General features: G+C 66.2%; 9 protein-coding genes and 4 pseudogenes. 7 read left to right on the plus strand and 6 right to left on the minus strand.

Features of this window, described 5'->3' with window-relative positions; all coding sequences use genetic code 11:
• Nucleotides 1–59: 59 nt before the first annotated feature.
• From CH341_RS19190 to CH341_RS19200, 3 genes are all read left to right on the plus strand, one after another.
• Nucleotides 60–1,322 carry an NAD(P)/FAD-dependent oxidoreductase gene (locus CH341_RS19190; RefSeq protein WP_210208452.1) on the plus strand — a complete coding sequence of 421 codons (1,263 nt, stop codon included), beginning with the start codon at nt 60–62 and terminating at the stop codon, nt 1,320–1,322.
• A 779-nt stretch (nt 1,323–2,101) separates the two neighbouring features.
• Nucleotides 2,102–3,409, plus strand: coding sequence for a site-specific DNA-methyltransferase (locus CH341_RS19195; protein ID WP_111420608.1), 1,308 nt, complete (start codon nt 2,102–2,104; stop codon nt 3,407–3,409).
• Nucleotides 3,406–4,266, plus strand: coding sequence for a DUF5681 domain-containing protein (locus CH341_RS19200; protein ID WP_111420600.1), 861 nt, complete (start codon nt 3,406–3,408; stop codon nt 4,264–4,266). The genes CH341_RS19195 and CH341_RS19200 overlap by 4 nt, the downstream gene beginning before the upstream one ends.
• A gap of 141 nt (nt 4,267–4,407) precedes the next feature.
• On the opposite strand, the gene CH341_RS19205 is transcribed toward CH341_RS19200, so the two are convergent.
• The 4 genes and pseudogenes from CH341_RS19205 to tnpB all read right to left on the minus strand — a co-directional run bounded on the left by CH341_RS19205 (nt 4,408) and on the right by tnpB (nt 7,139).
• Nucleotides 4,408–4,707: a hypothetical protein gene (locus tag CH341_RS19205; RefSeq protein WP_146604540.1), complete on the minus strand. Its 300-nt coding sequence runs from the start codon at nt 4,705–4,707 to the stop codon at nt 4,408–4,410.
• Between the two features lie 127 nt (nt 4,708–4,834).
• Nucleotides 4,835–5,307, minus strand: a pseudogene (locus tag CH341_RS19210) (IS66 family transposase); the annotation flags it as partial.
• Between the two features lie 57 nt (nt 5,308–5,364).
• Nucleotides 5,365–6,180, minus strand: a pseudogene (locus CH341_RS19215) (IS66 family transposase); the annotation flags it as partial.
• A 212-nt stretch (nt 6,181–6,392) separates the two neighbouring features.
• Nucleotides 6,393–7,139 carry an IS66 family insertion sequence element accessory protein TnpB gene (gene tnpB / locus CH341_RS36460; protein ID WP_425376194.1) on the minus strand — a complete coding sequence of 249 codons (747 nt, stop codon included), beginning with the start codon at nt 7,137–7,139 and terminating at the stop codon, nt 6,393–6,395.
• Nucleotides 7,140–7,207: 68 nt separating this feature from the next.
• On the opposite strand from tnpB, the pseudogene CH341_RS19225 reads away from it, so the two are divergent.
• Nucleotides 7,208–7,870, plus strand: a pseudogene (locus tag CH341_RS19225) (zinc-binding dehydrogenase); the annotation flags it as partial.
• 190 nt (nt 7,871–8,060) lie between these two features.
• Here the strand turns inward: CH341_RS19225 and CH341_RS19230 are convergent.
• Both CH341_RS19230 and CH341_RS19235 read right to left on the minus strand, forming a co-directional pair.
• Nucleotides 8,061–8,414, minus strand: a complete 354-nt coding sequence (locus tag CH341_RS19230) for a hypothetical protein (protein WP_111420604.1) — start codon at nt 8,412–8,414, stop codon at nt 8,061–8,063.
• A gap of 104 nt (nt 8,415–8,518) precedes the next feature.
• Entirely contained in the window at nt 8,519–9,163 is a 645-nt protein-coding gene (locus tag CH341_RS19235; RefSeq protein ID WP_170149712.1) for a glutathione S-transferase family protein, read from the minus strand.
• 122 nt (nt 9,164–9,285) lie between these two features.
• Here CH341_RS19235 and CH341_RS33785 point away from each other — a divergent pair, with 122 nt between their 5' ends.
• The 3 genes and pseudogenes from CH341_RS33785 to CH341_RS19255 all read left to right on the plus strand — a co-directional run.
• A complete protein-coding gene (locus tag CH341_RS33785) occupies nt 9,286–10,092 on the plus strand; it encodes an AraC family transcriptional regulator (RefSeq protein WP_170149713.1) in 807 nt (268 codons plus the stop codon).
• 282 nt (nt 10,093–10,374) lie between these two features.
• Nucleotides 10,375–10,836, plus strand: a pseudogene (locus CH341_RS19250) (efflux RND transporter periplasmic adaptor subunit); the annotation flags it as partial.
• A partial coding sequence (locus tag CH341_RS19255; RefSeq protein WP_111420607.1) for an efflux RND transporter permease subunit occupies nt 10,829–14,102 on the plus strand: 3,274 nt, incomplete at its 3' end. The pseudogene CH341_RS19250 and the gene CH341_RS19255, both read left to right, overlap by 8 nt.

The raw sequence follows: 14,102 nt of genomic DNA on the forward strand, positions 1-14,102 counted from the left end.
GTCGCGCCGCGCCCGGGACACGAAGCTCTTCCCGTCGGAAGATCGTGAAAGGATCTGCCGTGATCGATCGTCGCAGCTTCGTTGGCGGAACGCTCGGCGCGCTCGTGGCTCCGGTGCTCGCTGCGCCGGCGGTCGCGCAGGCGCGGCCGCGCGTCGTCGTGATCGGTGGCGGCGCCGGCGGGGCGACAGCGGCCAAGTATCTGGTCGCGGCGGGCGCCGAGCTCGACGTCACCCTGATCGAGGCGAACCGCAGCTATGTCACGCCGTTCACGTCGAACCAATTCCTCGGCGGCCTGAAGCCCTACGAGACGCTGGTGTACGGCTACGACAACCTGATCGGCCGCGGGGTCCGGCCGATCTTCGCGCCGGTGGCGGCGATCGAGCGGTCCGACCGGCAGGTGCGGCTCGCCGACGGCACGCGGGTTCCCTACGACCGTCTGATCGTCTCGCCCGGCATCGACTTCCGCTGGGCGGACGTGCCCGGATACTCGGAGGAGGCGGCCGAGCGGATGCCGCATGCCTGGCGCGGTGGCGACCAGCTCCTGTTGCTCAAGCGCCAGCTCGATGCGCTGGAGGACGGCGCCGTCGTCGTGATCGTCGCGCCGCCCAATCCGTATCGCTGCCCGCCGGCCCCCTACGAGCGCGCCTCGATGATGGCGCATGCGCTGACGACGCGCGGCGTGAAAGGCGCCCGCATCGTCATCCTCGATGCCAAGGATCACTTCGCCATGCAGCCGCTGTTCGAGGACGCCTGGGAGCGGCACTATCCGGGCATGATCGAGTGGCAGGATCCCAAGATGCACGGCGGCATCAAGGCGGTGGATCCGAAGGCCATGACCGTGACGACCGATCTCGAGACCCACAAGGCGGCGCTGGTCAACGTCATCCCGCCGCAGGTGGCGGGCGCCCTCGGCCGCGCCGCGGGCCTCACCGACGAGACCGGCTTCTGCCCGGTCGACGCCGGCACGATGACCGCGTCGGTCGACCCGAACATCCACGTGATCGGCGACGCCGCGATCGGCGGCGATTTTCCGAAGTCGGGATTCGCGGCCAACAACGAGGCCAAGAACACCGCGATGGTGATCCGCCATATGCTGCTCGGCGCGCGCCTCTTGCCGGTGCGCTTCACCAACCACTGCTGGAGCGTGATCGCGCCCGCGGACGCGATCAAGAATGGCGCCCGCTACGAGCCGCGCGACGGCAAGATCGTGATGCTCGATCCGTACACCTCACAGCGCGACGAGACGCCGGAGCTGCGCGAGAAACAGGCCAAGGAGGCGATCGGCTGGTATCGCGGCATGACCACCGATATTTTCGGGTGAACAGGCGACGCTCCCGCCCCCGCGAAAGCGAGCCGCGGAGGCAAGTCGTCGACGAAGCTGGGTGGTGGTGCAGGCAGTCCCTATCGGACACCTCTCACCTGATATTCGCCGCTCCTGCCGGGAAAACTGCGTCTCGGTCCCGGAATGGCGGGTAGATGTGCGAAAAACCCTCGTCATTCCGTGGCTTTGGCGGAATTTCCCTGTTCCTGGAAATCAGGGAAGCGCCCCTAAGCCTTCAGGGGCTTTACTCTCAATACGCTCGGAAAGGCCGGAATTTTCTACGTCAGAAGCGATTTTCGCGCCCCACTCGGCGGCGTTGATTGCCCGCCGGGTGGGATCCGCTTGCGTTTAGGCGGTCTGGACGTTGGCTTCATCGGGATTGACCGGTCCGTCCGTGGGATTCGGAATAGCAGATCCGGGATCTTGGCGGGGCGAAGTGAAACGGAGGGGGAATACGACGCGCAGAGCCAAGACCGGTGAAGTCATGTCGCGGCACGGCGTGGTAGTAGCGGCGAAGAACCGGAGTAGTGTTGATTGTTCGCGCAAATATTACTGACGGCCGATAGAAGGCTAATAGAAGAGCGCGTGTGCGACGCTATAATTAAGTATGGCAATGCATCTAATTCCATTCTAAAAACGTTTGTCGATGCAATGATTCTGTGCGAATTTTGAACGGGAGGCGAATCGAGGCCTCCTGGGCCGCCCGGTCGATAGGCGGCCGCATTGTGTACGCGTATTCGGAGTGTGGTGCCGTGTCGGCTTCTGCGCCCAAGATCGAGATGCGACGGACATCGTCGCTGCGGCCCTATACCGGGAATGCCCGGCGGCATTCGAAGAAGCAGGTCCGGCAGATCGCCGACAGCATCAAGCGGTTCGGGTTCACCAACCCGGTGCTGATCAGCGACGACGGCGAGATCATCGCGGGACACGGCCGGGTGATGGCGGCTGCCCAGCTGGGACTCGGGGAAGTGCCGACCCTCAAGCTGTCCCATCTGTCGGCCGCCGAGCGGCGCGCCTATGTGCTCGCCGACAACAAGCTCGCGTTGAACGCCGGGTGGGACACCGAGGTCCTGGCGATCGAGCTTCAAGCCTTGATCGACCTGGACTTCGACCTGACGGTGACGGGGTTCTCGCTGGCCGAGGTCGATCTCGCCCTCGACCAGGCCCGCGAAAGCGCACCCGACGCCGCCGAGGCGCCGGACGTGGTGCCGGAGCCGCCCGAGGTCCCGGCCACCCGCCACGGCGACCTCTGGCTGCTCGGCCGCCACCGGCTGCTTTGCGGTGACGCCCGGGAGGCAGCCGATCACGCGCGGCTGCTCGGCGACGAACGGGTCGACCTGGTCTTCACCGATCCGCCCTACAATGTGCCGGTCGACGGGCATGTCTGCGGCCTCGGTGCGATCCGCCATCGGGAGTTCGCGATGGCGTCGGGGGAGATGTCGCGCGAGGCGTTCACCGCTTTCCTGACCGTCACCCTGTCCAACGCAGCCTCTGTGTGTCGCGACGGCGCGATCGCCTTCGTGTGCATGGACTGGCGCCACATGCGCGAGCTGCTGCAGGCCGGCGACGCCGCCTTCACCGAGTTGAAGAACCTGTGCGTCTGGAACAAGACCAACGGCGGGATGGGGACGTTCTACCGCTCGAAGCACGAGCTGGTCTTCGTCTACAAGGTCGGGTCGGGCGCGCACACGAACAGCTTCGGGCTCGGTGACTCGGGGCGCTATCGCACGAATGTGTGGGACTATGCGGGGATCAGCAGCATCGGGGCGGCCCGCGAGGAAGCCCTCGCGATGCATCCGACCGTCAAGCCCACGGCCTTGGTCGCCGACGCGATCCGTGATTGCTCGCGGCGTGGCGAGGTCGTTCTAGACGGCTTCGGCGGGTCCGGCACGACCCTGATCGCCTCGGAAATCTCCGGCCGCCGCGCACGTCTGATCGAATACGACCCCGCCTATTGCGACGTCATCGTCATGCGCTGGGAGCAACTGACCGGAAAGCGGGCGACATTGGCCGACACCGGCGACGCCTTCGAGGATGTCAGGGAGCAGCGCCATAGCTTGCAGGTGGGGCCGGAGGCTGGCCGATGACGAGAGACACGCGAAAGCCGCCCTCGAACCGAACCTACGAGGTGGGATACGGGAAGCCGCCCGTGAGCGGCCGGTTCGTGAAGGGCGTCTCGGGCAACCCGCGTGGTCGGCCGAGAAAGACGCCCCTTGTTCAGCCGCCGCCGGACACGTCGGTGCGCGACAGCTTCCTCGAAGAGGCCGAGCGCGTCATCCAGCTTCGGGAAGGCGACAAGGTTCTCCAGATGACCGTGGCGGACGCGGTTCGGCGCGCCGAGGCGGTCGCGGCGCTGAAGGGCAACACCCACGCTCAGAGGAACTTTCTCGAGCGCGAAGCACGGTACAAGAAGGCACTCGCCGAGGAGATCGAGGCCCAGCAAGCGTCGTGGCGACGATACATCGATCGGTACGGCGCGCCCGGCACGACCATCCCGAAAGGCCTCCCTCATCCGGAGGACGTGATCATCGCGCCGGGCAAGCCGGTGTGGTTCCGGTTCGGCGTCGACCCGGAGGACGCAGAGAAACACTGTCTGACCTTTTGTCGGTTCCGAGATGCGTTCCTGGTCCAGGCAGAGATCGACGATCGATGTCACAGGAGAAAGCGGACGCCTGGATACGATCACAAGGTCCCGGTGTCCCTGGTTCTCGCGATCTGCGCGAACCTGATGCTGCCGAACCGGCACAGGCACGACCAAGACACGTTCGGCGCGATTCAGCTGACCCATATGAGCCTGCGGCAGAGCGAGCTCGAGAAGCGACGTCACGAGGCGCTTTGCGCGATCGGGCTGAACGGGGCGAGGATGTTTGTCATGCCTCTGATCAGCAAGCAGGAGGTCGTGCAGATGACCAACGAGATCAAACGCCGACACGGCATCGAGTAGCGCGCCGTCTACGGCCGGATCGCTCCGTGTTGGCCGCAGCGCGTATTGACCGTTCCGGCCCGCGCGAGCCGACTGTCCGGATCTCAGGCATCCGTTGGAGTTCTTGCGAAGCGCCGGGCTGACTTCGCAGCCGGATTCCCGCTACGCCGATTCGATCGGGCCTTTAGTCCGGCGCTCGATCTCGTCGAAATATAGGACGGTCCAGTCGGGCAGCTCGCGCTTCAAATCCCGCGCGACGGCGAGCCCCGCGGCGACGAAGGCTTGCCATGTCGCGAGCGGCACGGCGGTTTGCTCCTCGGCGGCTTGGTCGTCGAGAACGTCGAACCAAGCCTGCCAAGCGAGCAGGCGATCCTTCAGCGTCCCGGAGATCGGCAGCTCGTCGACGCTTCTCGACAACCCCTCATGATCCCAGATTCCGTCACACCGGTAGTCGCACATCACGCGAACCCACTCGGATGTCGCCAACTCGGGTGACGCCCTCATGGGAACCAACGTCCTACGTCAATTATCGTGGTACCCATCCGGTGAAGACCGCAGGGAAGTCAGGTCAGGCGGATGTCCGGGGTAGTCAGGCAGCAGCGGCGGAGGCCTGGGCCTTCCAGTTCCACAGCAAGAGGTCGTGGACGCGTCTGGCAGGATAGTCGGGCAGCCGGGCGAGGACGTCGGCGAGCCAGGCTTGCGGATCGATGTCGTTGAGCTTGGCGGTCTCGATCAGGGTGTAGACGGCGGTAGCGCGGCGGCCACCCTCGCCGGAGCCGCGAAGGTCCAGTTGTGGCGGCCGACCGCGATGCCCCGCAGCGCCCGTTCGGCGGCATTGTTGGACAGGCACAGGCGGCCGTCGTCGAGGAAGCGGGTGAGCGCGGCCCAGCGCTTCAGCGCATAGTCGATCGCCTTGGCGGTCTCGCTCTTGGCCGAGAGTTTCGCGCGCTCGTCGCGGAGTCAGGCGTGAAGCTCGGCGATGAGCGGTCGACTCTGCTGGTCGCGCACGCGCCGGCGCTCGTCGGCGGAGACGCCGTTTATGTCGCGCTCGATCTCGAACAGGGGTACCCACCCGGCGGGGGCCGCGGGATTTCTGCTTGCGTTGTCCGGGACGGTGGGTCAGGCGGCGAGCGATGTCGGGGCCGGCGTCCAGTTCCAGGGAAGCAGCGCGGCCAGATCTCGGATGGCGTGATCGTTGATGCGGGCGAGGACGTCGGCAAGCCAGGCCTGCGGATCGACGTCGTTCAGGCGGGCGGTCTGGATCAGGGTGTACATCAGCGCGGCGCGTTCGCCGCCGCGATCGGAGCCGGCGAACAGCCACGACTTCCGGCCGAGCGCGATGCCACACAGGGCGCGTTCCGCGGCGTTGTTCGCCAGGCAGAATCGCCCGTCGTCGAGGAACCGCGTGAAGGCGGCCCGACGCTTCAGCATGTAGTCCATCGCCTTGGCGACGTCGGAGTGGCGCGACAGGCGGACCCGCTCGGCCCGCATCCAGATCTCGAGGTCGGCGACGAGCAGGCTTGGTCCCGCGAAGCCGCGCGGCAGCACGTGGAACGGCACCGGCGCCTGGCTGATCGTCTCGCAATCGCGGCAGGTGAACTTCTCCCGCACGATCTGCACGACCTTCCAGCGTCGCGGCACCGACTCCAGCGTCTCGGTGACATCCTCGCCCAGCTTGGCGAGCCGTCCAGAGCCGCAGCACGTGCAGGTGGTCGGGCCCGGCACCACGATGCGCTCGCGCGGCAGATGCGCCGGGAACGGCTTGCGGGACGGCGTCCTACGGATGTGCGGCCGAACCGGCGTCTCGCCTGCCGCCGCGCTCGCCGTCGCGGCCGCGAGCTCGTCCTCCGCCGCGGCGGCCTCGAGCTCCTCAAGCTGGAGCTCCATCTGATCGAGGAGGCGGGCCTTGCGCTCGCTGCGCTGGCCGTAGAGCTCGCGCCGCATCTTCTCGATGGCTAGCCGCAGATGGGCGATCAGCGCCTCCGCGCTCGACACCTCGGCGCGGGCCCGGGCCAGCTCGCGTCGCGCGCGAGCACGAGGCGCTTCAGCGTCTCGACGTCGTCGGGCAAGGGCGAATCAGCGGGGCGCATCACCCGCTGATCGAATCACACCCGAATGCCTTTGTGAGCCCCGGACGAGGCGCCGCGTCAGCCCGCCGCGTCGGGCCGACACGTGTACTGGGGGGCGCGCCAGTCGATCCCGGACAACAGGTAGCCGAGTTGTGCCGCCGAGATCGCCACCGTCCCATCCGCCGGCGACGGCCATAGAAACCGCCCGCGTTCGAGCCGCTTCGCGAACAGGCAGAAGCCCTGACCGTCGTGCCACAGGATCTTGATCAGTCCACCGCTGCGCAAACGGAAGACGAACAGATGACCGCTGTGCGGGTCCCGCCGCAGCGTCTCCTGGACCTGCAGCGCCAGGCCGTTGAAGCCCTTCCGCATGTCCGTGTGGCCCGTCGCCAGCCACACACGCGCGCCATTCGGGATCGGGAGCGTCCATCGGCGGCCGGCCTTCGCCAAGGCGTCGATCACCGCCGTCAGTGTCGCCGGATCGACCACACCCGAAATCCGCAACCGAGGGGCCGCCAGGAACTCCACCTCGATCGATCCGCTCGGCGCCACCGCAACCGAGCTGGAGTCTTCCGCCACCCGAGGCTCAGGCAAGATCGTCGCCTCGGCGAACCCGGCCGACGGTCCCGTCGGACCACAAAGCTGCTGCCGCCACCGGAACAGCTGGCTCACGTGGATCCCGGCCTCCCGCGCCACCGCCGAGGCCACCACCCCCGGCTCCATCGCGGCGCGACCAGTCGCTCCTTGTCTTCCCGCGTCCACCGTCGGCGCCGCTGAATCGACGTGATCACCTGCACACGCGTGTTCGTCATTAGGACTATCCATAGAAATAGTCCTAATGACCTCGCCGCTCAGCGAGCCGGACGCAAGACGGCCCTCACCGGAGGGACACCGTCCCGCTCGCCGACGGCACCCTGGTCGCGACTCCCGAAGTTCCCTCCGACGATCTCGTCCCGGGCCTGCTCGCGACCTCCGACGTGTTCGGCACCGGTTGGTTCGCCGCGGACGCCGCCGGCGTGCAACCGGGCATGACGGTCGTGGTCGTCGGCGACGGCGCGGTCGGGCTTCTCGGCGTCCTGTCAGCCAAGCAGAAGGGTGCCGAGCGGATCATCGCGATGAGCCGTCACGCCGAGCGTCAGGACCTCGCCCGTGCCTTCGGCGCTACCGACATCGTCGAGGAGCGCGGGGACGAGGGTGTCGCCCGCGTCAAGGACATGACTAAGGGCGTTGGGGCCGACGCCGTGCTCGAATGCGTGGGGACGCCGGAGTCGATGATGCAGGCGATCCGTTCGACCCGGCCAGGCGGCGGGATCGGCTATGTCGGGGTGCCGCACGGGGTCGAACTCGACGGCCAGACGCTGTTCTTCAGCCACGTCCGCCTGCACGGGGGGCCCGCGCCGGTGCGTCGTTATCTGCCCGACCTGATCGGGTCCGTGCTCGGCGGCAAGGTCGATCCGGGCAAGGTGTTCGACCTCGAGCTGCCGCTCGTCCGCGTCGCCGAAGCCTACCGGGCCATGAACAAACGCACCGCCGTCAAGGTCCTGCTACGGCCGTGATAGGAGTGAAAACGGGTGGACCTGATCGGGGAGCGCGGCGGGCGCCGCTGACCTCCGTCTAGACCGCGGCGATGATCGCGCGCCCGACCGCAGCGCCGGCCGTCTGTGCCTCGGGATTGCCGCTCTGGATACCAGCGATGATCGTCAGACCGTCGTCAGCGCCGGCCTGCTGGACTCGAGGATGCGTCCGTTACATAGCGGCGCTCCTCTTCAGTTGCTTATTAAGCGCCTCCGCAGCCCCAATGGCGCTCACCGCCACGATGACATGGACGAGTTGAAGAAAGCCCGGCGATCCGCCGATTGGCGTAAAGACCTGCATCAATCCGAACAGCGGAACCAGCGCGGCGCACAAGACGGCACTCAGGGCTAAACCAGGGGCATGCGTCCGCGCGATGAAGGCGAGACCCGAGACCGCGCAGACTAGTAGGACGCCGAGCGCCACGTGAACATTCAACGGCACGTCGTGCCCCAGCCAGTAGGCGGCGCCGGTGGCGAATGCGATCACGCCGCAGGTGCGACTCGTCATGATCAGTGAAGTTGGCATCCTGATTTTCTCCTGAGACAAACGCTAGCGCTACGAGGCGGAATCCCATCCCGCAGCGAGTGCACCTCGCCTTCCGCAGTGCGGGAGAGCGGCTTTTGATCGTTTCAAAAATCCCGTCTTTGGCTGTAAGCGTAGCCAGGAGCGTCCCTCAGCCGGGCGGCGTAGGCGGTGAGCGCCGTCGCCCAGTCCAGTGCGGGAATGCGGAAGAGACCCGGAAACGTGATGTTGCCGAGGAAATCGAGTGTGAACGCAGTCGTCACGTCGGCGACCGTGATCTCCTGGCCGCAGAGGAAAGGTGTGTCGCGCACCGCTCTGTCCAGATGAGTCACGTACCGCTCTATTCGCGAAAGAGCGAATTTTCCGGTGGCCGATTCAATTACTCCGGCTTTGCCGAGCATCATCAGAGTGACCAGCCAGGCCATCAGCGTCCCTTCGTTAAAGTGCACCCATTCCAGACAGCTCTGGCGCGCCGTAGTACCGGGGGGCGGCAGCAGCCGGCCGTTACCGTACGTCTCCGTCATGTACAGCATTGAAGCGCCGGATTCGGCAATCACCAGAGGTCCGGACTCCGTCGCGTCCTCCAGCACGGGGGACGAGCCGAGGGGATGGACGGCGGTGAGCGAGGCCGGCGCCAGGAATGTCTGTGGATCGCGGTGATATGCGACCACTCGGTGCGGTACGCCGAGCAGGTGAGCGAGAAACAGCAGCCGCTCGGAACGGGAGCGGTAGAGATGATAGATCGTTAGCATCGATTCCTCGTGTCGTGCCGGGCCACGCCTCGCCGCAGCGGATCGGGCCAACGACATGCTTAACAAACACGAACGAAAACAGTAATCTTGTACGGTTGATCATTTTTTGTGTACGATTCGCCATGCTTTGGGGAATGAGCGTCGAACTTGTCGAACCGACCGAGTGGCATGCCCACGAGATTGTGGAGTTCATCCTATGCGGGGCCGGAGGCGGTCGATTGGAGAGCGGCGCGGGTCGGTTCGGGTTCGTCGCAGACCGGACGATCCTCGTGCCGCCGGGGGTCGAGCATCGGTACGTCGTCACGTCGGACGAGCCGGCCAGGCTCAAGCTGGCGTGCCTGACCGCCGAGGACATCGGCGCTCACATTGCGCCGTCCCAAGCGGCGTTGCTCGGTACTCTGTGTACCGAAGGCGTCACCGCCGCCGACCATGATGCCGATAGCATCGGTTTGCTCGCCGGGTTGATCCCCAATGGCATCAGCAACGGTGGCACTACTCATGAGCAGCAGATCGGCTTCGGTGCTCTCGGTCTGTTGATTGCCTTGCATGCGAAAGCGCGCGGCGTCGTTGCCAGCGATCCGATCTGGCAACGCTACAACGATCGGATACGTGGGGTGACGACCTGGATCGACGCGCATCCCGTAGCGCCGCTCGGCTTGCAAGAACTGGCAGCTCGCTTCGGCATGTCGCGCACCCTGCTGACGCGCGAGTTCCGCCGGCACACCGGCACCAGCGTCGTCGCCTATGTCACGACTAGGCGTCTCGAGCAGGCTGCCATGGCGCTAGCAACAGGCGCCGGGGATGTGACAGCGGTGGCCTATGCCAGCGGCTTCGCCAATCTCAGCCACTTCCACCGCTGCTTCAAAGCCGCATATGGTCTCACGCCTGCGGCCTTCCGGCGTAAGGTCATAGGCGAAAGCGGGCGGTGACGCTTCCCGCGCCAGCGGCCTCGTCGAGAAGGGAGCGGCCACCGCTGAGGTCGCACGCAAGGCCGTAGTGCGACGCGACATCGCCCGCGCCACCCTGGCGAAGGCTGAAGCCGCGCGCGCCTCAGCCGAAGTTCAAAGGGCCTATGCCTCGATCGCCAGTCCCGTCGACGGCGTGGTGGTGACCCGACACAAGCACAGCGGTGACCTCGCTACCGCGGGCACGCCGATCCTCACTCTCGAGTCGCGCCAGCTTCTGCTGTTCAAAATTTCGTCGCCGAAGCCAGCCTCGGACGGATTGCCCAGGACATGGCAGTGTCGGTCAAAATCGATGCTTTTGACAGCGCGGTAGAGGGGCGCGTGCAGCGGATCGTCCCTTCGGCCGATCCGCTGACCCGCCGCTTCGAGGTGACGATCGCCCTCCCGCCGGACCAGCGGCTCCTTCCGGGCCTCTTCGGCCGTGCCGAAATCGTCCTCGGGACCGCCACGGCGACGTTGGTCCCGGCGCGAGCGAAGACCCAGCGCGGAGGCCTCGACGGTGTCTTCGTGGTCGGCAGGGACCAGATCGTCCGCTTCCGGTGGTTGCGGTTCGGCCGCGAACGGAACGGCACGCTCGAGGTGAACGCCGGCCTTTCGCCCGGCGAGACCATCGTCACCCGGGTGGACGAGGCGGTCCGCGAAGGCGCGATCGTGACGGCGACCTGCGCCGATGACGGATGCGCGAGGACGGGAGGTGCTCATGACTGAGCCCCCGCTGAACCTCGCGGGACGGCTGGCCGAGACCTTCATCGCCTCGAAGCTGACCAGCGTTCTGGTGCTCGGCGTCACTATCCTCGGCATCTTGGCGGTCATGCTGACGCCGCGCGAGGAGAACCCGCAGATCCTCGTCCCCGGCGCTGCAGTCTCGGTCGCCCTGCCAGGCGCGTCAGCTGCCGAGGTCGAGGACCTGATCGTCACGCCGCTGGAGGGCATCCTCAGCGAGATGGCAGGGGTGGACCACACCTACGCCGTCGCCCAGACCGGCGTCGGCACCATTCAAGTGATGTTCAAGGTCGGCCAGCCCAAGGAGGCGTCGCTGGTCCGGCTCTACGACCGCGTTTTGGCGAACCGCGGACGACTGCCGGCCGATGCCGGCCTGCCGCAGGTCAGGGCCGTCGATGCCGACGACGTGCCGGTCGTTTCCGTGACGCTGGCGTCCCGGCACTACGACGATTTCGCGCTGAAGCGCCTCGCCGACCGCATGGCCGAGCGTCTGCGGAGCATCGAGAACGTCTCGGTCGTCTCCGTTCGTGGCGGACGCGACCGGGAGATCGGTATCGAACTCGACCCGGAGCGGCTCCAGTCGTTCGGCGTCACGCTCGGACAAGTCTCGGCCACGTTCACGGCGACCAACCTGACGGTTCCGCTCCAGTCCACCGTCCGCAGTGGGCGGGTCGAAGCGGTCAAGCTGCAGGGCTTCTTCGCTTCGGCCGACGATGTGCGCAACCAGATCGTCGCCGTTCACGATCAGCGCCCGATCTCCATCGGAGACATTGCGACCGTGACCGACGGGCCACGGTCCGAGGTCGAACGCCTCAGCCGGTTCGCATTCGGCCCAGGGGACCCGCGCTTCGAGCGGACCGGCGAAGGTGAAATGCCCGCCGTCAATATCGCGGTCGCCAAGAGGAAGGGGGCAAACGCCGTCGTCATGGCGAAGGCCGTCGAAGAAGGCATCGCACGCATGCAATCTTCAATGGTGCCTGACGAGGTTCATGTCGTCGTCACTCGCGACGACGGCCGCAATGCCGACAATGCCGTCAACACCCTGATCGAGCACCTCGGCATTGCGGTCTTCACGGTGAGCGTCGTGCTGGTCCTCTTCCTCGGCTGGAAGGAGGCGTTGATCGTCACGGTCACCGTGCCGCTCATTCTGTTCGTGACGATGGCGGCAGACCTGTTCGGCGGCGTCACCATCAATCGAGTCACCCTGTTCGCCTTGATCCTGTCGCTCGGGCTCCTCGTCGACGCCGCTATCGTGGTGATCGAGAACATCCACCGGCACTACCACGGCCTTTCCGATGGAGCCGAAAAGGAACGCGTCACGATCTTCGCCACCAACGAGATCGGCAACGCCACCAATATGGCGACGCTCGCCGTCATGCTGGTGTTTGCCTCGCTCTTCCTGGTCACCGGGATGCCCGGCGATTACTTCTACCCGATCGCCTTCAACGTCCCGATCGCGATGGCCGCGTCAGTGGCCGTCGCTTACATCGTTGCGCCGTGGGCGGCGAACCGGTGGCTTCCGGCTTCGCTCCCAGCACATGGGAGCGAGGATGCTTCACATCCTGACATTCTGCAGCGTCTTTACCATCGGCTGTTCGCCCCGCTCCAGGACAGCCGACGTGCTCGAGCCGTTTTCGCCGTCTCGATCGCTGCGGCGATGTCCGCCTCGCTCCTGCAAGGCGAATGGCAGTTCATCCGGCCATCTGGCGTCGCCGGCGCGATCTCGCCGCTCGGCGTCGCCCTTGGCTTTCTCCCCAAGGACAACAAGAACACGTTCAACATCGTCATTACGATGCCGGAGACCACGCCGGTCGAGGATACCGATCGGTTGGTCCGGGATATCGGCCGCGTGCTGGCATCCGAGCCGAGTGTTCAAGACTACCAGGTCTGGCTCGGCCAGGCCGGGGTCGTCGACTTCAACGGCATGTTCCGTGGCACGGCCGAACGGCTGGCAAGCCACGTCGCCGAGATCCGGGTGAACCTGATCGACAAGCACAGCCGATCCGACAGTTCGATCGACATTGTCCGGCGCCTGCGGCCCCACGTTGACACGATCCGTACACAGTGGTCCGGCACGCGGATCCAACTGGTCGAGGACCCGCCGGGCCCCCCGGTGCGGGCTACCGTGCTAGCCGAAGTCCACGGTCCCGATCCGGACGGCGTGCGTGCCATGGCGGAGCAGGTCCTCCGCGCGTTCGCCGACACCTTCGACATGGTCGACCTCTCGACCAGCGAGCCGGTCGACGTCACCGAGCACCGAATCGTCCCCGACAAGGACAAAGCGGCACTGTCGCAGGTGTCGGTCGCGCAGATCGGGCAAGCGCTTCAACTCGTCTACGGCGGGGTGGTGATCAGCCGCGCCCATCCGGCCGGAGAAAAGAACCCGGTCGACGTGCGCGCCTTCGTGCCGCGCCGTCATGCCGTCGATCCGACCCGGCTCGACCGCATCTTCGTGTCGAACGCAGCGGGGCAGCCGGTGCCGCTCTCCGAACTCGTGAAGATCGTGCCGACTGCGGCCGACCGCCCGATCCAGCACAAGGACAACGAACGGGTCGCCTTCGTCGGCGGCGAGTTGTCGCGCTCCGTCCCGCTCTATGCGGTGCTCGACCTCAACCGGCGTCTCGACGGGATGCGCGCGCTCGACGGGCGGCCGCTAAAAACCGGCAACCTCGCCCTAAAGCCGCAGGTGCCGGACGTCATCGACGGCTACCAACTGCTGTGGGACGGCGAGATGCGCATCACGCTTGACATCTATCGCGACATGATGGGCGCGCTCGGGGCGGCCCTGATCGTCATCTTCCTGCTGCTCGTCGCCTACTATCGCTCGTTCGTTGTTCCGGCAATCGCGATGTCGGCTGTGCCGCTCGGCGTGATCGGGATCTTCCCCGGCCACTGGCTGCTCGGGGCCGATTTTTCGGCGACCTCGATCGTCGGCATCATCGCGCTGGCGGGCGTTGTGGTCCGCAACTCGCTCCTGATCATCGACTTCATTCAAGACCACCTCCGGCAAGGAATGGCCCTGGACGAGGCAGTCAGGGAGGCTGCCGCCATCCGGCTTCGCCCCATCCTGCTCACCACGCTGGCGATCGTGCTCGGCTCGGCCGTCATGGTAAGCGACCCCGTGTTCGGCGGTCTCGCCGTCTCGCTGATTTCCGGCACCGTGGTGTTGACCGTGCTCACGGTCTTCGTGGTGCCGATCCTCTACTTCATGCATGCGTCGAGGGAAACGCGAGGCCGTCCGCAGACGGCCT

It is taken from the genome of Rhodoplanes roseus, from assembly GCF_003258865.1.
Classification (GTDB): Bacteria; Pseudomonadota; Alphaproteobacteria; order Rhizobiales; family Xanthobacteraceae; genus Rhodoplanes; species Rhodoplanes roseus.

Coding starts and splice junctions, on each gene's coding strand:
- CH341_RS33785 (WP_170149713.1), top strand. CDS start 9,286: ATGCTTTGGGGAATGAGCGTCGAACTTGTCGAACCGACCGAGTGGCAT.
- CH341_RS19195 (WP_111420608.1), top strand. CDS start 2,102: ATGCGACGGACATCGTCGCTGCGGCCCTATACCGGGAATGCCCGGCGG.
- tnpB (WP_425376194.1), bottom strand. CDS start 7,139: ATGGATAGTCCTAATGACGAACACGCGTGTGCAGGTGATCACGTCGAT.
- CH341_RS19235 (WP_170149712.1), bottom strand. CDS start 9,163: ATGCTAACGATCTATCATCTCTACCGCTCCCGTTCCGAGCGGCTGCTG.
- CH341_RS19200 (WP_111420600.1), top strand. CDS start 3,406: ATGACGAGAGACACGCGAAAGCCGCCCTCGAACCGAACCTACGAGGTG.
- CH341_RS19230 (WP_111420604.1), bottom strand. CDS start 8,414: ATGCCAACTTCACTGATCATGACGAGTCGCACCTGCGGCGTGATCGCA.